Raw genomic sequence first — 21,827 nt, 5'->3', positions numbered from 1 at the left:
ACTGGTCAGAGGAGTTGCTCGCCACCGTCGACGTCGAAGGTGGCGCCGGTCAGGGCATCGTTGCCCATCAGGTGCAGGACGACGGCCGCCACATCGGCCGGGCCGACGACCCGGCCGATCGGCAGCGTGGTGCGCAGCTGCTCGCGACGCTGCTCGATCCGGTCGCCGAGCAGCCGGGCCGACAACGGGGTGTCGACGAAACCGGCGGCGACCGCGTTGACGCGTAGCGGGGCGAGTTCGAGGGCGGCGTTCGTGGTGATCGCCGCCAGCCCTGCGGTGCCGATGGCGGCCAGGATGTAGCCGTGGCCGGGGCGGCGGGCGCCGGTGCCGGAGATCAGCGTCAGCGAGCCGCCCGGGCGGACCCGGTCGGCGCACTCCCGGGCAACCCGCAACGCGCCCAGCAGGTGCGCGTCGAGGGAACCGCGCGCCACCGCGAAGTCCATCTCCCGGATCGGTGCGTAGGTCGGGCCGCTGCCGCTGAGCAGCACGTGGTCGACCGGGGCTGGCAGGTCGGCGAAGAACCGGCTCAGCCCGGCGGTGTCCGCGAGGTCGAGGGTGGCGGTCACGGCACCGAGCTCGTCGCGGACCGCGGTCAGGCGGCCCTCGTCGCGGCCGGTGATGACGATTTTCGCGCCGGCGGCGTACGCCTGGCGGGCCGTCTCCAGCCCGATTCCCGAGGTCCCGCCGATGACGACGACGGTGTTTCCGGACAGGGTGGTCATCGCATTGCTCCTTCCTTGACGAGGTCTTGCGGCACCGCGCAGGCGTCTATGCAGCGCGATCATCGTGCGCCTCGGTCCACGGGTCGCTGGGGTGCCGGGTCACCGGCACGACCTCGGTGGTCAGCCAGTCGGCCAGCGGCAGCGAGCGCAGCAGACCGCGCAGGTGATCCAGGTTCCTCGCCTGCCAGTGGCCCAGCGCCCCACCGGGAACCGTCCACAGCCGCAGCAGCCAGCCGTCGGCCGCCAGCTCGCGGGCCCGTACCGCCTCCAGCGCGAACCGTTCCTCGGCGTCGTCCTGGCTGATCCCCTGCGGAACCCTGACGGTGAACCGGACCAGGAACTCGCGCATCCCCGCGTGGACCGGCACTCGGCCCGGCCCCGGATCGTTCGGGAACGGCCCCAGCGGCGTCACCTCGTCGTGGCGCCATACCCGCAGCGGCATCGCGGCGAGTACCGCCCCGAGTTCCTCGGCGTCGGTGGCCGCGAACATGCCGACCGTGCGCCACTCCCCCGGGCCCAGCGGCGGGCGCCACAGCCGTAGTACCTGTCCCCGGGCCGCCAGGGCCAGGGTGTTCAACGCCTCCCGAGCCCGCATGTCGGCCACCTCGGCCGACGTGGTGCCGGTCGGCACCTTCGTGGTCATCATGACAAGAAACTCCATGTCAGCCCCCTCTGCCCGGTTTACACCATCAGGCGCCGCGGGCCTGTCGCACACCCGTGGCACTCCCTGGCGGCACAGGACCAGGGGGTCTCACGGGTGTGCCCCGGTACCCGGGTCCACCAGGCTCAGAGGCATCGGAGAACAAAGTTGAGCGCAGGAGGTACCAGTCATGGACATGAAACTGGAAGTCGTCGTGATCCCGGTGTCGGACGTCGAGCGGGCCAAGGACTTCTACACGGCGCTGGGCTGGCGGCTCGACGCCGACATCGCCACGAGCGAAGACTTCCGGGTGGTCCAGGTGACGCCGCCCGGATCCCCGGCCTCGGTCATCTTCGGCACCTCGGTCACCGCCCAGGAACCGGGCTCGGCGCAGGGCCTGCACCTGATCGTCAGCGACATCGACGCCGCGCACGACGAGCTCAAGCGGCTCGGCGCCGACCCCAGCGAGGTCTTCCACGACGCCGGCGGCATCTTCCACCATGCCGGCACCGACGCCCGGGTGCCGGGCCCGGACCCGCAGCGCAACAGCTACGGCTCGTTCCTGTCGTTCAGCGACCCGGACGGCAACGGCTGGCTGCTGCAGGAGATCACCAACCGGCTGCCCGGCCGGATCGACCCGGCGGCAACGTCCTTCTCTTCCACCGCGGACCTGGCCGCCGCGCTGCGCCGCGCTGCCGCGGCGCACGGCGAGCACGAGGCGCGCACCGGCGCCGAGGACCCGGACTGGCCGGACTGGTACGCCGACTACATGGTCCGCGAGCAGGCCGGAAGCGAGCTGCCGCAATGAGTGACGACACGTACCGGGCGGTGACCGTCACCGGTCGCCGCCGGTTCGAACTGGTCGAACGCGAGCGGCGCGATCCCGGCCCGGGACACGTCCGCATCGAGGTCGAGGCCTGCGGGGTCTGCCACACCGACGCGCTCGCCGTCGACGGCCCGCGCGGCTTGGACAATCCGATCGTGCCCGGCCACGAGATCATCGGCGTGATCAGCGCTGTCGGGCCGGGCGTCGACGACTCGTGGCAGGCCGGGGACCGGGTCGGAGTCGGGTTCCTCGGCGGCCAGGACAACACCTGCGAGGCGTGCCGGCGCGGTGATTTCGTCAACTGCACCGACCAACCGCTGACCGGCACCGGTGTCGACGGCGGGTACGCCGAGGTGGCGTACGCCCGGGCGTCCGGCCTGGTCCGGATCCCGGCCGGCGCGGACCCGCTGAACGACGCACCGCTGCTGTGCGCCGGGCTCACCATGTACAACGCCCTGCTGTCCGTGCGGACCCGGCCGGGCTCGCTGGTGGCGGTGCAAGGCATCGGCGGGCTCGGCCACCTGGGCATCCAGTACGCCAAGGCACTCGGCCACCGGGTCGCCGCGATCGCCCGGGGTCCCGGCAAGGCCGCCCTGGCGGCAGAACTCGGTGCCGACGAGTACATCGACAGCACCGCCGCCGATCCCGGCACCGCGCTGCGACAGCTCGGCGGTGCGGCGGTCGTCGTCGCCACCGCGGCCGCCGGCTCGGCGATGTCGGCGCTGGTGACCGGGCTGGGCCGGCGCGGCGAACTGGTTGTCGTCGGCGCCGACCCCGAACCGCTGCAGGTACGCCCGGCCGACCTGATCTTCGGCAGCCACGTGGTCCGGGGCAGCCTGACCGGCACCCCGATCGAGAACGAGGACAACTTGGCATTCACCCAGCGGCACGGCGTCCGCTCACACAACGAGATCTTCCCGCTCAGCGAGGCGGCCGATGCCTACCAGCAGATGATCTCCGGTACGGCCCGGTTCCGTGTCGTCCTCGACCCGAAGGGTTGAGCGACCGTGACCGGTATGCCGCTGGACGGCACCGTCGCCCTGGTCACGGGGGCCGCCAGCAGCATCGGCGCCGCCGCCGTCCGCCGCCTCGCCGGGGAGGGCGCGGCGGTGGCGGCGGTCGACCATCCCGGTGATGTCCTGGTTCGGGTCGTCGACGACGTCACCGCCGCGGGTGGCCACGCGGTGGGGATGGACGCCGACATCACCGACCCGGAGCAAGCCGAACGGTCGGTGCAAGACGCGCTCGACCGGTTCGGCCGCCTCGACATCCTCGTCAACGGCGCGGGCGTCATGCTGCTCAACACCGCCCTGCACGCCGGCATCGCGGAGTGGAACCGGATGGTCTCGCTCAACGTCTCGGCGTTGCTGCACGTCACCCACGCCGCGGTGCCGCACCTGATCGACGCGGCGGTGACCTCGGCGCGGCAGGTGGCCGACATCGTGAACGTCGGCTCCACCGCCGGGCGGGTCGCCCACCCGGGCAGCAGTGTCTACCACCTCACCAAGTTCGGGCTCAGCGGCTTCTCCGAGTCGCTGCGCCTGGAACTCGTCGAGGAGGGTGTCCGCGTCGGCGTGGTACAGCCCGGCACCGAGCGGGTCGAGTATCTCGCCGAGGCCGTCGCGGATGCGATCGCGTACATCGTCACCCGCGAACCCCCGGTGGCCGTCAACGAGATGCTCGTCCGGTCCCACTCGGCGGCGAGCTGACGCAGATGGGAGCCGGCGACCTCGATCACGCCGTCGCCGGCACCGCTGAGCACCGACGGGTCGCCCACAACGTGAAACTCTTCGCGCCCGCGGAACCCACTGGCCCGGGGCACCAGGGTGTTTCACCGGTGCCCGGCACCCTGCTGTTCGGCCAGGGTGGGTAGACGAAACGGGCTTCCTGGAAGAGGTGGACGAATGAGCGACTACGACGTGATCGTGATCGGCGGTGGCTCCCCCGGCGAGCACTGCGCCGGTGCCCTGGCGGCGGGCGGCCTGCGGGTCGCGGTGGTGGAACGGGAGTTGGTCGGCGGCGAGTGCTCCTACTACGCGTGCATCCCGTCGAAGACGCTGCTGCGGCCGGGCGAGGCGGTGAAGGCGGCGCGGGAGGCGCAGGCCACGGCCGAGATCGACGTCGAGCGTACGCTGGCCTGGCGCGACTTCATGGTGTCGGACTACTCCGACGCCGGCCAGCAGCGGTGGCTCGCCGACAACGGCATCGACCTGCTGCGCGGCACCGGCCGCCTCGCCGGGCCGGGCACCGTGGAGGTGGCCGGCAAGCGCTACACCGCCGAGCACGTGGTGATCGCCAACGGCGCCTCGCCGATCATCCCGCCGATCCCGGGCCTGCGAGAACTGGACGGCATCTGGACCAACCGTGAGGCCACCGGCATGAAACAGGTCCCGCGCCGGCTGATCGTGCTCGGCGCCGGACCGGTCGGCGTCGAGATGGCCCAGGCGGTCCGGCGCCTGGGCGGCGAGGTGGTGCTCACCTCGCACGGCGACCGCGTCCTGCCGCGCGAACCCGCACCGCTGGGCCGGGCGCTCACCGAGGTCCTGCGGCGCGACGGTGTCGAACTCGCGCTCGGGCCGCGCGCGACCGCCGCCCGCCGCGACGCGGACGACTACGTGCTCACCCTCGACGACGACCGTGAGCTGCGCGGCGACAAGCTGCTGGTCGCGACCGGGCGGCGCCCGCGCGTACACGACATCGGCCTGGACACCATCGGGGTGATCGCGGACGACAGAGGCATCCCGGTCGACCGGCGGCTGCGCGCCGCCGACAACCACTGGGTGGTCGGCGACGCCACCGGGCTGTGGATGCTCACCCACGTGGGCAAGTACCAGGCCCGCGTGGTGGCCGACAACATCCTCGGGCGGCCGCGCGAGGCCGACTACACCGCGGTGCCGCGTGTCGTGTTCACCGACCCGCAGGCTGCCGCGGTGGGCGCCGCCGAGGCGCCGCTGAGCGCGACCGTCCCGATCGCCGAGGTCGCCAAGACCGCGACCTACACCCGGGAGTACGCCGAGCAGAACGGCTTCCTCACCCTGCTCAGCGACGGTGACGTGCTCACCGGCGCCTACGCCCTCGGCCCGGAGTCCGGTGAGTGGCTCCAGCAGGCGACCCTGGCGATCCGCGCGCGGATCCCCCTCGACGTGCTGCGCGACGTCATCCAGCCGTTCCCCACGTTCTCGGAGATCTACGTCGCCGCCCTCAAGGCCCTGAGCAAGTGACGGCGGCCGTCCCACCCCGGCCCGGGTGGGACGGCGGCTTGCCGTCAGAAAAGCGTCCACCGCTGATTCGCGACGGTGAAGCAGTCCCAGATCTTCAGGCGGGTGCCGTTGGCACGCCGACCCGGGTTACGGGACGGTCGAGAACGGGCCCAGCGAGTTGAGGTCGAGGCGCAGTGATTCCGCCATGGCCCACGCGTTCGGAAGGGTGAAGACGTCGGCGCCGCCGAGGCGGTCCGTCCAGCGGGGAACGATCTCGTCGGCGGTAGCGGCCGCGACGGCGTCCAGGTAGGCCCGGAAGACCGCCCAGACATTATCGGTGTCGATGGCCGCCATCGTGGCGGGCAGATCGACGCTGGACAGCGCTGCCTCGGCCGTGGTTCGCAGATCGGTCAGGTACTCCTGCTGGACACGTACGTCCTCGGGGGTTCCCGGGCGCGTGACGTGCCCGCCGACGAAGTGGTCGAATTCGTAGTCCAGCGCCTGCTCGTGGGCTCGCAGGACGCCCGGCACGAAGGCGGACAGCGACAGGTTAGAGAAAGGTACCCAGCCCGGGAAGATGACGTCGACAAGCATCAGCACGCGCTGGTTCGGGGCGTAGATGAAGCTGTTGCCCTCGGAATGGTTCGGGCCGGGATAGTCCAGCCGCAGGCTGTGGTCGCCGAGCTCGAGTGTCAGGCTGTCGTCGTAGAGCTCGGTCGGCAGAGGCCGTCGCGGATCGTCGAGGAGCCTCAGCCGCTGCGCGGTCGCCCGCTGCGCGTAGTAGACCGCCTGCTGCGAAAAGATGGACATGGCGCCCACGTGATCCGAGTGATGATGGCTGTAGATCACGTGCCGGACCGGCTCGCGCGTGACGCGGCCGATCGCGCGCAGGATGTTGTGCCCGAGCGTCGGTGGTGCGTCGACGGCGACGACTCCGTCGGCGGTCACGACGAACATGGACTGGTAGCTGCCGTCGGAGAGCCAGAAGATGCCGTCGGCGATTTCGTCGAGAACGTAACCCGAGGCCGGCACCTGCGGTCCCTTGGCGTTTGCCGGGACGGGTGCGGTCGGGGCCTCCCGGCGGCTCCTGGCCTGTTCGGTGAAGGACGCCGAAGCAGTGGCGCCGTTGGCGGTGATGGATGTGGGCACGATGCCTCCTGATGATGGGCTGGTCACGCGTACAGTCCGGACGTTGTCCGTCAGTAGGCGTCTTTCTGTCGCAGCTCGCCGATCGCGGTGCCGAGGTCGGTCTCGACGCCGGCGGGTCGCTGGAGGCCGTTGTCGAACAACAGCTCGACGAACGGTCGGTGCTCCGGCCGGCCGGCGGTGGTGAAATAGGCCCGCAGCCCGGCGGCCAATTCCTCATCGCCGGGCAGCGTGGCCACATCGACCAGCTTCTTGATCCCGGCGACGGCGGTCTTGTCGAAGGCCGCGATGCGGCGCGCGAAGGCGTCGGTGAAATCCTCGATCCGGGTGTCCGGGACGATCCGGTTCACGTATCCGTATCGGGCGGCCAGGTCGGCGGGGATGTCATCGCCGCCGAGCAGGATCTCCAAGGCGCGGCCTCGGCCGACCAGGCGGCCCAGGCGAGCCATCGGGCCCCCACCGGGGACGGCGCCCACCCCGACCTCGAATTGACCGAAGACTGCCGACTCGGAGGCGAACCGGATGTCGGTGGCAAGGACGAATTCGCTGCCCGCGCCACGGGTGCGGCCGCGGATCTCGGAGATCGTGGCCACTGGGAGCCGACTGAGCCGTACGAAATTGTCCAGATACGGATGCAGACCGGTCGGCCCGGGCGGCATCCCGGCCACCCTGCTTTTGTCGGACCGGAAGTCCCAGTGAGCCATGAAGTAGCCGGGCTTGTCGCTGCGGAACACGACGACCGTCAGGTCCGGATCGTTCTCGACGGCGGCGAGGAGCTCGGCCAATTGATCGACGGTGTCCGGGTCGAGGAGGTTGACGGGCCCGTTGTCGAAGGTCACGCGCCAGTACGAGGGCGATACCCGGGTGATGGAGAACTGTTCAGCGGCGGTCACTTCAGAGCCCGGCCGACGTCCGGCACCGGGATCACGACGACTTCCAGCTTCATGTCCATGGCTCGTGCCTCCTGCAGTCGTGGTTTCCGATAGCTACGAGCCTGCTGGATCAGGGCATGGGCCAGACCCGTGAGACTCCCTGGTCCCGCCCCACCAGGGGGTGTCAAGGGTGCGCCGCGGCCACCGGTGCCTTGATGGTGGAGGTGAGGAAGAGAGGGCTTCCCGGCGAGCGAACAGTTGCGCACGACGCTGCAGATCGGCCGGGTGGTCGTCCGCGCCGACGTGGCGGCCCACCTGACGCCGCCACCAGGGAGGCCGTCGTACAGCCGGCTGCAGAAAGCAGCTGGAAAGGTTCCCGGGTTCCGGGTGGAAGCCGGATGCCAACCGAAACGGAGTACGCCCATGACCACAATGGAACGCAAAGCCGGCCATGCCATTCGACCGTTCACCGCGCGTTTCCGTACAGAAGCCCTCGACGACCTGCACCGCCGGCTGACGGCAACGCGCTGGCCGACCCGGGAGCTCGTCGGCGACCGCTCGCAGGGGGTGCAGCTCGCCACGATGCGGGCGCTGAGCCAGTACTGGGCGAACGAGTACGACCTGCAGCGGGTGCAGTCCCGGCTGAACGCGCTGCCCCAGTTCACCACCGAGATCGACGGCGTCGACATCCACTTCGTTCACGTACGCTCGCGGCACCGCGACGCCCTGCCGCTCGTCATGACCCACGGCTGGCCCGGGTCGATCATCGAGATGATCGACTCGATCGGCCCGCTCACCGACCCGACCGTGCACGGCGGCACCGCGGCGGACGCGTTCCACCTCGTGCTGCCGTCGCTGCCCGGATACGGCTTCTCCGCCGAGCCGGCCGAGGTCGGCTGGGACCTCGTGCGCATCGCCCGGGCCTGGGCGGTGCTGATGAGCCGGCTCGGCTACGACCGCTACGTGGCCCAGGGCGGCGACGTCGGCGCCGGCGTCACCGACGCGATCGGGCGGCTGGGGCCCAAGGGACTGGCCGGCATCCACACCAACCTTCTCGTCCCTGCGCTCAACGATCCGGCCTCGCTGCCGAGCAGCACCGACGAGGAACGCGCGGCGCTCGCCGCGATCAAGGTCTTCCAGACCAGCGGCAACGGTTACTTCGTGGAGATGGCCACCCGGCCGGAGACGATCGGGTACGCGCTGCTGGACTCACCCTCCGCGCTGGCCGCCTGGATGATCGACCACGACACCGACGCCTACTACAAGATCGCTCGCGCATTCGTCGACGGACAGCCCTCGGGCAACCTCACCCGCGACCACATTCTCGACAACATCACCGCCTACTGGCTGACCGGTACCGGCGCGTCCACCGCCCGCTCCTACTGGGAAGCCTACGGAGCCGACGCGCCCACCGCGGGCCGCGCACCACTGCCGGACCCCCGGGTCCCGGTCGGGTTCAGCACCTTCCCCGGCGAGATCTGGCGCACCCCGCGCAGCTGGGCCGAGAAGTCCTACCCCACGCTGAACTACTTCGGCGTGGCCGAGCGCGGCGGTCACTTCGCCGCCTGGGAAGAACCAGAACTGTTCGCCGCGCAACTCCGGGCCGCATTCCAGCCGCTGCGTTAACCGCACGGGCCCAACCCCACCACCGACGGCACACCGGGGTGCTGCGCGTCATGTCGAAGGCGCTCAGTCCCCGAAAGTCCGTTTCAAGCCGACATCAATGCGCCAGAAACAGGAGATTGACAACAATGACTTCGCCTGGGCTCCAACCCACTCGACGGCAGCTGCTGCAGGGTAGCGTCGCCGCCGGCCTCACCGTCGCCGCGACCGCCGTCCTCGGCCAGACACCGACAAGCGCCGCCCCGGCCACCGGTGCGACCGCGATCCGTCCCTTCCGGGTCGCGATCCCGCGCGAACAACTGGCCGAGATGCGCCGCCGCATCACGGCGACCCGCTGGCCGTCCCGTGAACTCGTCACCGACCGCTCGCAGGGCGTCCAGTTGGCGGCCGCCCAGGCTGTCGCCCGGTTCTGGGCAAACGGCTACGAGTGGCGCCGTTTCGAGGCGAAACTCAACTCGCTGCCCCAGTTCACCACCGAGATCGACGGCGTCGACATCCACTTCATCCACGTGCGCTCGCGGCATCGCGACGCCCTGCCGCTGGTCATGACCCACGGCTGGCCCGGCTCGATCGTCGAACTGCTCGAGACCGTCGGCCCGCTCACCAACCCCACCGCACACGGCGGCACCGCGGCGGACGCCTTCCACCTCGTACTGCCGTCGATCCCCGGCTACGGATTCTCCGGCAAACCCGACCAGCTCGGCTGGGACACCACCCGCACCGCGCGCGCCTGGGCCGAGCTTATGCGCCGCCTCGGCTACCACCGATTCGTCGCCCAGGGCGGCGACGTCGGCGCCGCCGTCACCGACAAGATCGGTCGCCTGGCCCCCGCCGGACTGCTGGCGATTCACTTGAACCTCCTGGTGACGGCGTTGGGCGGCACCGACAACCTGCCGAAGAACACCGACGAGGAGAAAGCCGCGGCCGGCGCGCTGCGCACCTTCGCGACGACCGGCAACGGCTACCGGGTCGAGCAGGCGACACGGCCGCAGACGATCGGTTACGCCTTGCTGGACTCGCCGGTGGCTCTGGCAGCCTGGATGCTGGACCACGACACCGATAGCTATCTGAAGATTTCCCGCGCCTTCCGCGGCGGGCCGGCAGCGGGCAACCTCACCCCCGAGCACGTCCTCGACAACATCTCGCTCTATTGGCTGACCGGCACGGGTGAATCGGCCGCCCGTATCTACTGGGAGAACGCGAACGTCACCGATACGGGCCGGGCCGCTCCCCAGATGACCGTCCCGGTCGGGGTCAGCGCCTTCCCGGACGAGATCTTCCAGGCACCACGAAGCTGGGCCGAGATCGGCTACCCGACTCTCCACTACTACAACAAACCCGCCCACGGCGGGCACTTCGCGGCATGGGAGGAACCCTCGCTGTTCACCCGGGAGATCCGTGCCGCCTTCCGTTCCGTGCGCTGAGCATGGCCGAGCCGCCAGAAGCTTCAGATGAGGCGAAGGCCAGGATGCAAAGTCCTGTGAGTTGCGGCCCGCGCCATCGAACAGCCCGGACGGCCGGGCGGCGGCAAAGGAATGTGTGATGGCGAAAGTGCCATTTGCGGTCTCTGGAGCCACGTAGCTCGTGTTTTGCCGAGAGGAGAATTCGTCATGACAACCGTGCTGACCCGGCGGGATTGCGCTGCCACTGTGCTTGGCGGCCCTACCGTGGTCGTCGACATCGGGGGTTTGCGGATCATCGTGGATCCGACGTTCGATCCCCCGGGCCCGCACGGTTACCTGACCAAATTGGCCGGCCCGGCCGCACCGGAAGCTGCTATCGGTGCTGTCGATGTTGTCCTGGTCAGCCATGACGACCACCCGGACAACCTGGACGACCGCGGCCGGGCCTTCACACTGGCGGCACCACTGGTACTGACCGGCCCGGCGGCGGCCGGGCGGCTGGGGCCGCACGCGGTCGGGCTGCCCGCCTGGGCGACACATTCGGTGCCACGCGCAGACGGCGGTGGCAACCTGACAGTACGGGCGGTGCCGGCAGTACACGGCCCCGAGGACGGCGAGCGTGACATCGACGGCAACGTCAACTGCGAGGTGACCGGGTTCGTGCTGTCCGGCCACGGTCTACCGGTCGTCTACGTGAGCGGCGACAACGCATCCCTGCGAGTGGTCGCCACTGTGTCCCGGCGCGTACCCGATGTGGACGTGGCCGTGCTCTTCGCGGGGGCAGCCAGGGTGACGTCGAAGTTTCGTGGCCGTCCCCTGACGCTGGACAGCCACCGTGCCGCCGCAGCCGCGGCCGCCCTCGACGCGAAGATCGTGATCCCGGCTCACTACGACGGCTGGGCGCACTTCTCCGAAGATGCGACGGACCTCGAAAGGGCGTTCGACGAAGCAGGGCTGGCCTCTTTGCTCCACCTGCACGACCACGGAACATGGATATCCCTGCAGCCGTAACCATCGCCGGGGAACCACGGGGTCAGGTTCAGTGCCTATCCCGGCGCCAGGACGTCACGTCACATCGCGTCGATGACCTTGGTGGGGTTGAATGCTTCTGCCTGAACCACTGCCGCCCGCGGCTGGCCTTATCGCCGGCTGGGCTTTCTGAACTGCTGAGGCGCATCACTCAATTGCCGACGAGAGTGCGTCACTATCGCCGGCGTTACATGAAAGGGTGCCACTCCTGAATATGAACGACAGGACCCCGGCCGTCGCGAAATAGAGCCGGTGGCGAGGATCGAATCAATCACCGCACGATTTGTGTCGCGCTTGTTGAAGCGCCGTGCCCGAAACGGTGGCTGGTCAGAGAACGTCCGTTCGCCATTAACCTGCCCGCCGACGCGGTGATCGAAGTCTTCGTCGGCGCCGGCATGCTTGTCTACGGCCGCATGCGCGGTGAACGACACGAAGGAAACTCTCCGTGTCGGCTCACCGCGCCTTCCGGCTCGTCAGACCGATTTCTGGTACGCCCGGAAAGTCCTCGTGGACAGCACGACCATCCCCGCTGCGAGGATCAGCAGCCATCCGCAGCGTGAAGCCGCGACACCCCAGTCCGGATCGGCGGCCATCGCCGCCCGGCTGGCGTCGAGCGCCCAGTTCACCGGGTTGGTGTCCGCGATCGTGCGCATCCACGACGGCATCAGCGATTCCGCCATGAACGCCGACGACAGGAACGTCAACGGCAACAGCAGCAGCGTGTTGATCCCGATGATCGTCTCTCGCTGCCGTACCAGCATGCCCAGCGTGTTCGACAGTGCGCTGAACACGACACCGAGCAGCAGGCAGGCCACCACCAGCACGGTCAGGCCTGCCACGCCGCCCGGATAGTCGGCCCCGGCGACCAGGCCGAGCAGGATGATCGCCACGACCTGCACGGCCGTGCTGAAGGCCTGTTCGACGACCATCGCGTTCATGATCGCCGAGCGGGTGACGGGGGTGGTGAGCAGCCGGTTCATGGTGCCGCGCTCGATCTCCTCGAGCACGCCCATGCCGGCCCACATGTTCGACGACACCGCGGTCATCACGGCGACGCCCGGCACGATGTAGTCGAGGTAGTTCGTGGCCCCGAACCCCGGCAGTTCGACCACCCGCCGGAACAGGTTCCCGAAGAGGAACAGCCAGATCGCCGGCTGCACGAGCAGGATCACCACGAACACCGGCTGCTTGACCAGCACCTTCAGACGCCGATTGGTCATCCAGAAGGTGTGTGCGGTCGTCGTTGCCATGCCGTTCATGCCGCGAACCTCCGTCCCGCGTGCCGCAGGTAGACGTCGTCGAGTGACGGCCGCGCCACGGTCACGGTCGCCACGCTGATCCCGGCGGATTCCAGCGCGGCCAGGGCCGCCGGAACAGCCGCGGCGCCGTCGTCGGCCCGCGCACTGAGCCGCCGCCCGTCCAGGGCGACTTCCCGCAAGCCGGTCACCCGCTCCATCGCCTGCCGCGCTTGTGGCTCGTCCGGTGGTTGCCGCAATTCGAGGTGTACGGCGTCGCCGCGCAGTTCCCCCTTGAGCTCCTCCGGCGTTCCCTGCGCGACAATCCGTCCACCGTCGACGATGGCGAGCCGGGATGCCAGCCGGTCGGCCTCGTCCAGGTAGTGCGTGGTGAGCAGGACAGCGAGCGACTCGTCAGCGGCGAGCCGCCCGATCTCCGCCCACATGGCGGTCCGCCCTTCCGGGTCGAGTCCGGTGGTCGGCTCGTCCAGGAACAGCACACCCGGCCGGTGTACTAAGGCCATCGCCACGTCGAGGCGTCGCTGCATGCCCCCGGACCAGGCGCGCACGTTCCGCCGGGCCGCCTCGCCGAGGTCGAGGCGTTCCAGCAGTTCCTCAACCCGAAGAGCAAGGGCTTTTCCGCGTACGCCGTAAAGCCGCCCTTGAAGGGTGAGGTTCTCGCGTCCGCTGGCCATCAGGTCGAGCGCGGACCGCTGGGCGACCACACCGATCGCGGACCGCACCCGGCCGGGGTGCCGCAGCACGTCGTGCCCGGCGACCACCGCACGGCCCGCGTCCGGCCGGGCCAGTGTCGTGAGGATCTTGACGGTGGTGGACTTGCCGGCGCCGTTGGGCCCGAGCAGGCCGAATACCTCACCGGCCCGGACGTCGAGGCTGAGCCCGTCGAGGGCGGTCACCCCGCCGGGATAGGACTTGTGCAGGTCGTCAGCCGTCACGGCATGACTCATGGTGATCACTCCTGATCTCCACGGGCCCATGTCCGGATATCCTTGTGCTGCGACACACTTCGGATGCCGGACCGTTCTCGTGGTCGGTGATGAGGTGACGGCCCCGTCCGGTGTTCCCGCACCGGGCAGGGCCGTCTTCTTACGGTGCGGTCCTGACCCCCTCGTACGCGTTCATCGACCTGTGGCATGGGCGCGGATCTCGCGGACCACGGTGGGCCAGATTTCCCGGGGCAGGTCGTGGCCGGTGCCGGGCAACTCGACGTAGCGGGCGCCGGGCACCGACGCGGCGATGCGGCGCCCGGCGGCGGGGCTGCCCAGCGGGTCCTGCTCCCCGTGCAGCACCAAAGTGGGCACGCGCAGCTCGCGCAGGAACGGGCCGTGCCAGGTGGCGCCGACCTGCCGGGCCTGGGCGCGGCTGTCGCGGACACCGCTGGGTAGCCCGGCGTCGAGTTCGCGCTCCACGCGTAGGCGGGCGTCCTTTTCGTCGAACGGGTAGCCGGGTGAGGCGACCGCCCGCAACAGGTCCAGGCCGGCCGCCACGTCGCCGTCGCGGCCGGCGGGGTGACGCATGCGCGCCAGGCGCGCCAGGAACGGCAGGCGAACGTAGCGCAGGACGGCGGCGCCACGGACGTCGCTGGGTATGGCAGCGAACGAGGTCAGGGTGTGCACCCGTTCCGGGTGGCGCAGAGCGGTGCGCTGAGCGACCAGGCCGCCCTGGGAGATGCCGAAAAGGTGGGCGCGCTGCCAGCCGAGCACGTCCAGGACGGCGACGGTGTCGTCGGCCATGTCCTCGGCGGTGTAGACGGGCGGCCGACGGCGGAACAACGCCGACAGCGGGTTGCCGACCGGGACGTCGTCGAAGTGGGTGGAGCCGCCAGCGTCGCGGCCGTCGAAGGAGACTACGTGAAAGCCGGCGTCGATCAGCGCGGCGACCAGGCCGTCGGGCCAATAGAAGCGGGAGACGCCAAGCCCCATGATCAGTAGCAGCGGGTCACCGCCGGCACCGCCGAGGTCGTCGACCGCGAGGTGCACGTCGCCGTTGCGTGCCGTGTGCGGAATTCGGGCCATTTCTACCTCGCTCTTTCGAGAACGTTGTTCGCGAACACCGTAATCGAAACGATAGGGTGGGTGCAACGAGAGGAGTGACATGGAGGCAGTGCCGGTATGGCTTCGGGAACGCCGCACTGGAGTGGGCCGGCCAGCCGAGCGGTCCCGGGCGGAGGTAACCGCGGCGGCGATCACGCTGGCCGACCGGGAGGGTCTGGCTGCGGTCTCGATGCGCCGGGTCGCCACCGAGTTGGGTACCGGGGCGGCGTCGCTCTATCGCTATGTCGACAGCCGGGACGACCTGCTCGACCTGATGACCGATGAGGTGGCGGCCGCGTATCAGCTGTCGGCCCCGGGCGGCCCTTGGCTACCGGGACTGCTGGAGGTGTGCGGGCAGGGGCATGAGTTGATGCTGCGGCACGGCTGGCTGCCGGAACTGGTGCTCACCCGCTCGACACTCGGTCCGCACGGCACCGACCTGCTGGAGCACGTGCTCGCGGTCCTCGCCGATCACCCGGCGGACACGGGCCGCAAACTGGAGGCGTTCGCCGTGATGACCACGCTCACCGCCGCGCTCGCCCTCAACGAGGTCAACGGGAGCTCCGGCGCCCGGCAACGGCAGGGCGCATACCTGGCCCACGCGATCACGGCGGGTCGGCACCCCCATCTGACGGCGGCGCTGACCGGCGGTCCGCTGGTGCCGGCGCCACGCTTCGAGGACACGGTGTCGCGGGTTCTCGTCGGCCTGCTGGGGCAGTGATCAGCCGGCGGCACGGAGGACGCCCGCCATCGTGGGCCAAAAGCACCGACAAGACGGCCCGGTGGCGTGGCGCGGGTTCAGGCCACGGTCAGCTCAGTTATGCCGCCTCCAGCAGTTCGTGCAAAACGCCCGTCGTCTCGCACGATCCGCCAGTCCGCTCCGACGGCCTCAGCCGATCCTGCCATTTTCAAGGCCACGATTATGGCTGCGGCACGAGGCACCTGGCCGAATGGGCGACGTCCTCATCTGCCGCGGACAGCGCGTTCGCGGTGGTTGCGCTCAGTGCTGTCGCCGCTGTCTGAGGCCCCGGGTGCTGGCATTCTGGGTGAGGTCGGGGCGTAGCTGGGTGCGGGTGCGCATCAAGATCGTCCGAGCATGTTCTTGCCGGTGCCACTGCGGCCGCGTCCCCAGTAGTGGTCGGTGCTGGTGTCCTCGACGATCTCCTCGTCGCCGGTGTCCAACAGGATGGCGCGGATGTCGGCGTGGGCGGTGAACTTGGCCGTCACGGCCCGGCGCAGCACGTCGTCTTTGACCCGATCCCAGTCGCGGCGCAGCGGCCGGGACCGGTCGCGGCCCAGCTCGGCGGCCCGCAACGGGGTCACCGTCTGCCGAATGAGGTCGGCGTGGCGGGTACCGGGGAATCTCTGAGCCTGGAAATAGTGCTCGCAGGTCACCCACCAGTGGCCGTCGAGGTCGAAGCCGTGGCCGGAGAAGTTGGAGAAGCGGCCGTACGGAACCTCGTCGGCACCGTAGAAGTAGATGGTCATTCTGGGCCTCGGAGCGAGGGTCAGGGATCCGCACCGTGTCACAGGCATCGACAGAGCGGCAAGCGAGTTCGCTGCCGACCATCCGGATCTGCCGCTGTCCCCGCTCGAGCTGGCCGCGCCGTCACGATCAGTGGTTGGTGGTGACGGTTAGGCGCCTTGTCGTGCCGATGACAGTGCGTTGAGTCTGGTGTCAACCATGTCATTCGTGGGCTGCTACGGAATTCTTAACTTCCCGTAGTCGTGAGAAGAAAGCCGCGAGCAGAAAGATCGCGAAAATGGACAAGTTGAGGATCCACCGTGGGTCGTCGAGGTGCAGCGCTTCAGTGAATTGCTGTTTCTCTGCAGCGGTCAGCGCGGTCGTGGACTGCTCGGCGGCGGCGAAGTCCAGGCGGTCTGGGGCGAAGACGAGGTAGGTCCAGATACGGTGCACGAAGTAGAGGGCAGCGGCGGCGACGAAAAGGATCCGGCGAACTCCGGTACGCCATCCCAGGATCAGCAGCACCGGGATGATGACGAGTTCGGTGGGCACGTTCACCGCGATGGCGATGGGGATGCTGGGCAGGAACATCGTCACGATGGTCTCCCCGGTAATCGACGAACTGTCCAATGCAGCGCTCATCATCATGAGTCCGATGGCGCCGCCGAACGCGAACACCGCCATGGTCATGCACCCCAGTACGACCAGAGCGTCCTCGGCCCACGCGCTCAAGATCGGCCTACCAGCGATCCAGCGGGCAGCGAGGCCGATGACAACCGCCCATCCGGCACCGGCCAGCAGCGTCACCGGCAGGGGCAGGAACTCCATCAGCGACAGGCCTTGGACCACGACGGTGAACACCGCCGCGAGGGCGAAGGGCATGAGCCGGGTAATACGTTGCTTCATGGCCCGGACGTTATGGACGGGCCCCCCGCGACGCATCTGCCGAAGGTTCTAGCAGAGGTTTAACCGGGTTTAGTCCAGCAGCCCGGCCTGACGGGCGTGGGCCACGGCCTGCAGACGGCTCCCCGCTTCAAGCTTACGGAATATGTGGTTGAGGTGGGCCTTCACTGTGCCCGGCGCGACGTACAGCGCTCTGGCGATTTCTGCGTTCGAGCGGCCGGCCGCCAATTGGTGAAGTACCTCCAACTCACGGGGGCTGAGCTGTTCCGCGAGCTTCCGCTTCACCGCGACCGGCGCCTGACCTTGCGCCGCGATCTCGACCGGCGTCGCGTCGGACCGTGACGGCAGGGCGGGGATCCCGCGGACAGCTACTACCGCGATCGCCAGCACGAACGCACCAAACAGCGGGATCACCCACCATTGTCCGCTTCCGCGTTCCACCATCGCGAACGACAACCCGACGACGACCATCGCCCACACGTAACAGCCGGCCAGCACAGCGGCGATCAGCAGGCGCCTACGGAAAGACGGCCGCCGTAACGTGACCATGACAGACATCGACAACTCCAGTGATCAGAACCCCGCGCCGAGCGTAACCGCCGACCCCGCGTGTCTCTCTCCGTCGCCACCGACCGGCCGCACAGCCGTCGACAACGACCTGCGCCTCTCATGTCGACAAAGTACGTCGATACCCAGAATCGTCCGTTTTGAACAAGATCGGCCCAAGCGTCCTCGAAGTTCACCTCACGGGCATGGAGGCAATATAGGACAGTCGACGGCGAAGGTGCCCGCCGTTACACCGGTGAGCATCAAGCTTTTAATCGTGCTCGAAACTCGTCGAATTTGTCGAATTCCCTTTCCCAGTATTCGTAATCGACTTAGTGGAGCTCCGTCACGGCATGTAAGTTTACTCATCTGCCGCGATCCGTGTGAGTGCGGACTGTTGCGGTACACGGGCTCGGAAGGTGCGGGAGGAAGTTGATTCCGGTGAGCTTGAGACTCAAGTCTTCCGAACGGGTTACCTCGCCGACGGCTGTGCACCGCCGCCCGGGATCATTCGTACGGGTCCGGCAGGTTGATGACGATGGTCAATGCGCACGCCATCGCCAGCAGCCAGCCGACCATGACGTACAGCGGCACGGTTTGGTGCCGCGTGGACCCGGGTCCGAGGCGGCGGTGCTCGATCGCCCGGCCGGTGACCACCATGCCTACCAGCACTGCGACGGTCAGCAGGGAGACCGGGAAGGTGTTGGTGCGGTTGAATCGGGTGACGACGGCCGCGCCGGCGTACAGGCCCACCATGAGCAGGGTCACTGTCCACCGGATCGACGGGATCCGGGACATCCACCACCAGCACAGCCAAACCGGAACTGCGGTGATCAGCGCAAACAGGCTCAGCACGACGCACATTGTGCCTCGGCCGGGTGGCTCCACGCCGACCTGTCGGTCGCCCACCAGAACGCCTCAGCTCGATGAGGCGTTCTGGTCCGGGGAGCCGTTGGGATGGTGCGGGAGGGTGAGCGCCGGGCTCAGGACGTGCGGCGGAACGTGGCGTCGGCGCGGCCCGCGGCGGTGGTGATCGGGTCGATCCGCAGTTGGTAGTCGCTGTGCCGGACGTAGCGGTCCGGGAAGTTGTACGACTGGAACGACGACCAGGACGGGTCCGCCAGCCCGGCCACCTGACGGAAGGTGGCGTCCTGCCGGAACGTCGCCGACCCGTTGTTCGGCTCGAGCCTGAGCACGTAGTTGTTGTGCCGCAGGTAGTGCCCGGGACGGTTGACCGCCTCGAAGGACACGGCGCTGCTGTCGGCCAGGCCGGCCACCACCCGGAACCGGGCGTCCAGCGCCGGGCTCACGCCGGCGTCGATACGGACGGCGTAGTTCTGGTGGCGTACGTAGCGGTCGGGGAAGTTGTAGGACTGCAGCCGCTGGACGGTGACCGCGCCGGGGTTGCCGAGTTCGCCGGACGGGCCGGCCAGCACGGTCGCGGTGGAGATCGGGATGCCCAGCTCGGGTGTGCCGTCGGGGTTCCAGGAGATGCGCTGGGCGCGGCTGGTCCGGGTGGTGCCGCATCCCTGCGAGGCCGAGCTGTTGGCGTGGTAGACGATCCAGTCCTCGGTGCCGTCCGGCGACTTGAAGAACGTGTGGTGGGCCGGGCCGAACACGCCGTTGGCGTCGCTGCGCTGGAAGAGCGGGTTGGCGAGCTTCGTCCAGGAACCGCGGCGCAGCGGGTCGGTGCCGGTCAACTCGAGCGCTCCGATCTTGTAGTCCGGTGTGCCGCAGTAGCTGGCCGAATAGGTCAGGAAGGTGCGGCCGTTGCGCTGCAGCACGTACGGGCCCTCGTTGACCGGGTTGCCCTGCCGTTCCCAGGCGAGGGTGGGCTCCGAGATCAGGGCGCCCAGCGCCGCGGGTGTCCACGGGTTGGTCAGGCGGGAGATGTAGAGGCTCTGCAGGCCGCCGTTCTCGAAGCCGACGTTGTTGTTGAAGGCCGAGAAGACGAAGTAGTCGACCCCGCCGACGGTCATCACGCTGCCGTCGATCGACCAGCCGTTGTTCGGCATCAGCACGAGCGGGCCCTTGTAGGTGTAGGGGCCCATCGGGTCGGTGCCCGCGCTCTCCAGCACGTGCTGGCGTTGCCCGCCGCAGCAGGCAGCCGGGCCGGCCGAGTAGTACAGGTACCAGCGTGGGCCGTTGGGCCCGGTGAGAAGGTGCATGCTCGGCGCCCACATGTTCGACACAGCGTTGGGCTGCGACATCGTGAACACGGTCGTCTCCGGCGCGGTCCGCAGTCCGGCCAGGGTGGCGGACTTCCGGATGTAGATGCGGCCGGTCCATGTCGTGGCCGTGTAGTAGTAGTTGCCGTTGTGGTAGCCCAGCCACGGGTCGGCGCTGTTCGGCGCGCCGACGACGGGGTTCTGGAACGACGCGCCGGGGGCGGCGCTGCTGGGGGCCGCGCCGAGTCCCACGGTGACCACGAGGGCGACCGCCGTCAGCAGGCTCAGTGTCCGCAGGCGCATGAGCGGTCCTCTCGCGACGTGAAGTTAACGCTCACATAGATGAGCGGCATGTTACGAAACATCGAGATTCTTAACAAGACGTAAGCGCCCGGGACACTCACCGCGGATTCATTTCATCGATGTTTCTTGACGGCGGAGCCACGGGGCGGGCATGTTAACGGTCACACCATCCCCCGTACCCAAGAAGGTTTCCGATGGGTCTCCCCGCTCGAATCCGTCGCCGTCTCGCGGTCGTGCTGGCCCTGGTGGTCGTGCTGCTGACCGGTTTCGCCGTCCCCGCGACCGCCCAGTTCATCTCGGTGCGCAACCCGGTCGTCACCCAGCGCGCCGACACCGCGATCTACAAGCACACCGACGGCTACTACTACATGACCGCCTCGGTGCCCGACTACAAGCGCGTCGAGCTGCGCCGCGCGACCACCCTGCAGGGGCTGGGCACCGCCGCGACGGCCAACGCGTTCGTCGCGCCGTCCAGCGGGCCGCTCAGCGGCTGGATCTGGGCCCCGGACATCCAGTACGTCGACGGCGCCTGGTACATGTACTTCTCGGCGTCGCCGAACACCGCGCGCTTCGATCAGCGGCTGTACTGGATCCGCAACACCTGCGCGAACCCGATGACCTGCTCGTGGAGCGCGCCGCAGCGGTTCAACACCGGCTGGGAGTCGTTCCAGCTCGACGCGGCGTCGTTCGTCAACCGCGGCGTCCGGTACTTCACCTGGGCGCAGGACAGCCCGTCGACGAACTTCAACAGCCACATGTACATCGCCCGGATGAACGGGCCCACCGCGATCACCGGCTCCGCCGTCGAGATCGCCCGGCCCACCGTGAACTGGGAGAAGGAGGGCGTCGCCGGCGTCGTGGAGGGCCCGTCACCGCTGGTGCGCAACGGCCGCGTCTACATCGCGTACTCCGCCTCGGCGACCGACTCCCGCTACAAGCTGGGCCTGCTGTCCTCCTGGGACAACGTCGACCTGCTCAACCCGGCGTCCTGGTACAAGCACCCGAACCCGGTCTTCCAGACCGCCAACGGCGTTTACGGCCCCGGGCACGGCAGCTTCACCGTCGCCGAGGACAACACCACCGACATGCTGGTGTACCACGCCCGCGACTACGCCACCCCCACACCGGACGCGCTGACCGACCCGAACCGGCACACCCGCATGCAGCAGCTGCTCTACCGGGAGAACGGCGACCCGTTCTTCGGCCAGCCGATCCCCAGCACCGTCACCAACCCTGGGATCCGGGGGCAGCACAGCAACCGGTGCGTCGACAACTACAACCGGGACACCACGCCGGGCGCCCTGGTCCGGCTCTACGACTGCAACGGCGGCACCGCCCAGCAGTGGGAGCTCACCTACAAGGCGCCCACCCACTACGAGATCCGCAACCGCAACACCGGCACCTGCCTGAACAACCTCAACGGCAGCACCGCACTGAACGCCGACGTCGGCCTGAACCCGTGCAACGGTTCGACCGCCCAGCAGTGGACGGTCCAGGACCGCGGCAACGGCTGGTTCTCGCTGCGCAACATCGCCGGCAACATGTGCCTGGACAACTACGAGTGGAACGCCGCCAACGGCGCGCGCCTGTCCCTTTACACCTGCAACGGCGGTGCCGCCCAGCTGTGGCGCCTGGGCTGATCGTCAACGGATGACGCGTGGGGCGACGGTGGCGCCGTCGCCCCACGGTGGC

At 69.0% G+C, this 21,827-nt stretch carries 21 protein-coding genes; 9 read left to right on the top strand and 12 right to left on the bottom strand.

Annotation, left to right across the window (positions count from 1 at the left end):
* Positions 1–5: 5 nt before the first annotated feature.
* Together AC0NH5_RS11245 and AC0NH5_RS11240 are read right to left on the bottom strand one after the other, a co-directional pair.
* Positions 6–722, bottom strand: coding sequence for an SDR family oxidoreductase (locus AC0NH5_RS11245; RefSeq protein WP_474402561.1), 717 nt, complete (start codon positions 720–722; stop codon positions 6–8).
* A 46-nt stretch (positions 723–768) separates the two neighbouring features.
* Entirely contained in the window at positions 769–1,383 is a 615-nt protein-coding gene (locus tag AC0NH5_RS11240; protein WP_474402559.1) for a muconolactone Delta-isomerase family protein, read from the bottom strand.
* A gap of 169 nt (positions 1,384–1,552) precedes the next feature.
* Between AC0NH5_RS11240 and AC0NH5_RS11235 the strand changes: the two genes are divergently transcribed.
* The 4 genes from AC0NH5_RS11235 to AC0NH5_RS11220 all read left to right on the top strand — a co-directional run bounded on the left by AC0NH5_RS11235 (position 1,553) and on the right by AC0NH5_RS11220 (position 5,409).
* On the top strand, positions 1,553–2,170 hold the full coding sequence (locus AC0NH5_RS11235; RefSeq protein ID WP_474402557.1) for a VOC family protein: 618 nt from the start codon (positions 1,553–1,555) through the stop codon (positions 2,168–2,170).
* Positions 2,167–3,189 carry an alcohol dehydrogenase catalytic domain-containing protein gene (locus AC0NH5_RS11230; RefSeq protein WP_474402555.1) on the top strand — a complete coding sequence of 341 codons (1,023 nt, stop codon included), beginning with the start codon at positions 2,167–2,169 and terminating at the stop codon, positions 3,187–3,189. The genes AC0NH5_RS11235 and AC0NH5_RS11230 overlap by 4 nt, the downstream gene beginning before the upstream one ends.
* Positions 3,190–3,204: 15 nt before the next feature.
* A complete protein-coding gene (locus AC0NH5_RS11225; protein ID WP_474402949.1) occupies positions 3,205–3,897 on the top strand; it encodes an SDR family NAD(P)-dependent oxidoreductase in 693 nt (230 codons plus the stop codon).
* 195 nt (positions 3,898–4,092) lie between these two features.
* Positions 4,093–5,409 (top strand): dihydrolipoyl dehydrogenase family protein, encoded by a 1,317-nt coding sequence (locus AC0NH5_RS11220; RefSeq protein ID WP_474402553.1) that lies wholly within the window; start codon positions 4,093–4,095, stop codon positions 5,407–5,409.
* A 126-nt stretch (positions 5,410–5,535) separates the two neighbouring features.
* On the opposite strand, the gene AC0NH5_RS11215 is transcribed toward AC0NH5_RS11220, so the two are convergent.
* On the bottom strand, positions 5,536–6,564 hold the full coding sequence (locus AC0NH5_RS11215) for an MBL fold metallo-hydrolase (RefSeq protein ID WP_474402551.1): 1,029 nt from the start codon (positions 6,562–6,564) through the stop codon (positions 5,536–5,538).
* A gap of 23 nt (positions 6,565–6,587) precedes the next feature.
* Entirely contained in the window at positions 6,588–7,427 is an 840-nt protein-coding gene (locus AC0NH5_RS11210; RefSeq protein ID WP_474402548.1) for an enoyl-CoA hydratase/isomerase family protein, read from the bottom strand.
* A gap of 411 nt (positions 7,428–7,838) precedes the next feature.
* Between AC0NH5_RS11210 and AC0NH5_RS11205 the strand changes: the two genes are divergently transcribed.
* From AC0NH5_RS11205 to AC0NH5_RS11195, 3 genes are all read left to right on the top strand, one after another.
* A complete protein-coding gene (locus AC0NH5_RS11205) occupies positions 7,839–9,032 on the top strand; it encodes an epoxide hydrolase family protein (protein WP_474402948.1) in 1,194 nt (397 codons plus the stop codon).
* Positions 9,033–9,157: 125 nt separating this feature from the next.
* On the top strand, positions 9,158–10,453 hold the full coding sequence (locus AC0NH5_RS11200; protein ID WP_474402946.1) for an epoxide hydrolase family protein: 1,296 nt from the start codon (positions 9,158–9,160) through the stop codon (positions 10,451–10,453).
* A gap of 186 nt (positions 10,454–10,639) precedes the next feature.
* Entirely contained in the window at positions 10,640–11,443 is an 804-nt protein-coding gene (locus tag AC0NH5_RS11195) for an MBL fold metallo-hydrolase (RefSeq protein ID WP_474402547.1), read from the top strand.
* Positions 11,444–11,934: 491 nt separating this feature from the next.
* On the opposite strand, the gene AC0NH5_RS11190 is transcribed toward AC0NH5_RS11195, so the two are convergent.
* The 3 genes from AC0NH5_RS11190 to AC0NH5_RS11180 form a co-directional block, all read right to left on the bottom strand.
* The gene (locus tag AC0NH5_RS11190) at positions 11,935–12,720 is read right to left on the bottom strand and encodes an ABC transporter permease (RefSeq protein WP_474402546.1); all 786 of its coding nucleotides are present in this window, start codon (positions 12,718–12,720) and stop codon (positions 11,935–11,937) included.
* Entirely contained in the window at positions 12,717–13,664 is a 948-nt protein-coding gene (locus AC0NH5_RS11185; protein ID WP_474402545.1) for an ABC transporter ATP-binding protein, read from the bottom strand. Before AC0NH5_RS11185 ends, AC0NH5_RS11190 begins: the two co-directional genes overlap by 4 nt.
* 171 nt (positions 13,665–13,835) lie before the next feature.
* Positions 13,836–14,732 (bottom strand): alpha/beta fold hydrolase, encoded by an 897-nt coding sequence (locus AC0NH5_RS11180; protein ID WP_474402544.1) that lies wholly within the window; start codon positions 14,730–14,732, stop codon positions 13,836–13,838.
* A 79-nt stretch (positions 14,733–14,811) separates the two neighbouring features.
* On the opposite strand from AC0NH5_RS11180, the gene AC0NH5_RS11175 reads away from it, so the two are divergent.
* Positions 14,812–15,471 carry a TetR/AcrR family transcriptional regulator gene (locus tag AC0NH5_RS11175; protein ID WP_474402543.1) on the top strand — a complete coding sequence of 220 codons (660 nt, stop codon included), beginning with the start codon at positions 14,812–14,814 and terminating at the stop codon, positions 15,469–15,471.
* A 359-nt stretch (positions 15,472–15,830) separates the two neighbouring features.
* Here the strand turns inward: AC0NH5_RS11175 and AC0NH5_RS11170 are convergent, their stop codons facing one another.
* From AC0NH5_RS11170 to AC0NH5_RS11150, 5 genes are all read right to left on the bottom strand, one after another.
* Positions 15,831–16,238 (bottom strand): NADAR family protein, encoded by a 408-nt coding sequence (locus AC0NH5_RS11170; RefSeq protein ID WP_474402542.1) that lies wholly within the window; start codon positions 16,236–16,238, stop codon positions 15,831–15,833.
* 199 nt (positions 16,239–16,437) lie between these two features.
* On the bottom strand, positions 16,438–17,121 hold the full coding sequence (locus AC0NH5_RS11165; RefSeq protein WP_474402540.1) for a hypothetical protein: 684 nt from the start codon (positions 17,119–17,121) through the stop codon (positions 16,438–16,440).
* A 69-nt stretch (positions 17,122–17,190) separates the two neighbouring features.
* Positions 17,191–17,676: a helix-turn-helix transcriptional regulator gene (locus tag AC0NH5_RS11160; RefSeq protein WP_474402539.1), complete on the bottom strand. Its 486-nt coding sequence runs from the start codon at positions 17,674–17,676 to the stop codon at positions 17,191–17,193.
* Between the two features lie 495 nt (positions 17,677–18,171).
* The gene (locus tag AC0NH5_RS11155; RefSeq protein ID WP_474402538.1) at positions 18,172–18,519 is read right to left on the bottom strand and encodes a hypothetical protein; all 348 of its coding nucleotides are present in this window, start codon (positions 18,517–18,519) and stop codon (positions 18,172–18,174) included.
* A gap of 128 nt (positions 18,520–18,647) precedes the next feature.
* The gene (locus AC0NH5_RS11150) at positions 18,648–20,135 is read right to left on the bottom strand and encodes a family 43 glycosylhydrolase (protein ID WP_474402537.1); all 1,488 of its coding nucleotides are present in this window, start codon (positions 20,133–20,135) and stop codon (positions 18,648–18,650) included.
* A gap of 194 nt (positions 20,136–20,329) precedes the next feature.
* On the opposite strand from AC0NH5_RS11150, the gene AC0NH5_RS11145 reads away from it, so the two are divergent.
* Positions 20,330–21,775: a family 43 glycosylhydrolase gene (locus AC0NH5_RS11145; RefSeq protein WP_474402536.1), complete on the top strand. Its 1,446-nt coding sequence runs from the start codon at positions 20,330–20,332 to the stop codon at positions 21,773–21,775.
* The last annotated feature ends 52 nt before the right edge of the window (positions 21,776–21,827 follow it).

The sequence above is a fragment of the Actinoplanes sp. 13 genome (genome assembly GCF_056134165.1).
Note: the sequence above shows the minus strand (reverse complement) of the source record. Positions and strands in the feature narration are given on the sequence as shown.

What these genes read in the sequence shown, in the direction of transcription:
- AC0NH5_RS11200 (WP_474402946.1), top strand. Translation starts at nt 9,158, where the DNA reads ATGACTTCGCCTGGGCTCCAACCCACTCGACGGCAGCTGCTGCAGGGT.
- AC0NH5_RS11220 (WP_474402553.1), top strand. Translation starts at nt 4,093, where the DNA reads ATGAGCGACTACGACGTGATCGTGATCGGCGGTGGCTCCCCCGGCGAG.
- AC0NH5_RS11170 (WP_474402542.1), bottom strand. Translation starts at nt 16,238, where the DNA reads ATGACCATCTACTTCTACGGTGCCGACGAGGTTCCGTACGGCCGCTTC.
- AC0NH5_RS11235 (WP_474402557.1), top strand. Translation starts at nt 1,553, where the DNA reads ATGGACATGAAACTGGAAGTCGTCGTGATCCCGGTGTCGGACGTCGAG.
- AC0NH5_RS11195 (WP_474402547.1), top strand. Translation starts at nt 10,640, where the DNA reads ATGACAACCGTGCTGACCCGGCGGGATTGCGCTGCCACTGTGCTTGGC.
- AC0NH5_RS11160 (WP_474402539.1), bottom strand. Translation starts at nt 17,676, where the DNA reads ATGTCTGTCATGGTCACGTTACGGCGGCCGTCTTTCCGTAGGCGCCTG.
- AC0NH5_RS11225 (WP_474402949.1), top strand. Translation starts at nt 3,205, where the DNA reads ATGCCGCTGGACGGCACCGTCGCCCTGGTCACGGGGGCCGCCAGCAGC.
- AC0NH5_RS11205 (WP_474402948.1), top strand. Translation starts at nt 7,839, where the DNA reads ATGGAACGCAAAGCCGGCCATGCCATTCGACCGTTCACCGCGCGTTTC.
- AC0NH5_RS11230 (WP_474402555.1), top strand. Translation starts at nt 2,167, where the DNA reads ATGAGTGACGACACGTACCGGGCGGTGACCGTCACCGGTCGCCGCCGG.
- AC0NH5_RS11240 (WP_474402559.1), bottom strand. Translation starts at nt 1,383, where the DNA reads ATGGAGTTTCTTGTCATGATGACCACGAAGGTGCCGACCGGCACCACG.
- AC0NH5_RS11185 (WP_474402545.1), bottom strand. Translation starts at nt 13,664, where the DNA reads ATGAGTCATGCCGTGACGGCTGACGACCTGCACAAGTCCTATCCCGGC.
- AC0NH5_RS11165 (WP_474402540.1), bottom strand. Translation starts at nt 17,121, where the DNA reads ATGAAGCAACGTATTACCCGGCTCATGCCCTTCGCCCTCGCGGCGGTG.
- AC0NH5_RS11245 (WP_474402561.1), bottom strand. Translation starts at nt 722, where the DNA reads ATGACCACCCTGTCCGGAAACACCGTCGTCGTCATCGGCGGGACCTCG.
- AC0NH5_RS11145 (WP_474402536.1), top strand. Translation starts at nt 20,330, where the DNA reads ATGGGTCTCCCCGCTCGAATCCGTCGCCGTCTCGCGGTCGTGCTGGCC.
- AC0NH5_RS11150 (WP_474402537.1), bottom strand. Translation starts at nt 20,135, where the DNA reads ATGCGCCTGCGGACACTGAGCCTGCTGACGGCGGTCGCCCTCGTGGTC.
- AC0NH5_RS11180 (WP_474402544.1), bottom strand. Translation starts at nt 14,732, where the DNA reads ATGGCCCGAATTCCGCACACGGCACGCAACGGCGACGTGCACCTCGCG.
- AC0NH5_RS11175 (WP_474402543.1), top strand. Translation starts at nt 14,812, where the DNA reads ATGGAGGCAGTGCCGGTATGGCTTCGGGAACGCCGCACTGGAGTGGGC.
- AC0NH5_RS11190 (WP_474402546.1), bottom strand. Translation starts at nt 12,720, where the DNA reads ATGAACGGCATGGCAACGACGACCGCACACACCTTCTGGATGACCAAT.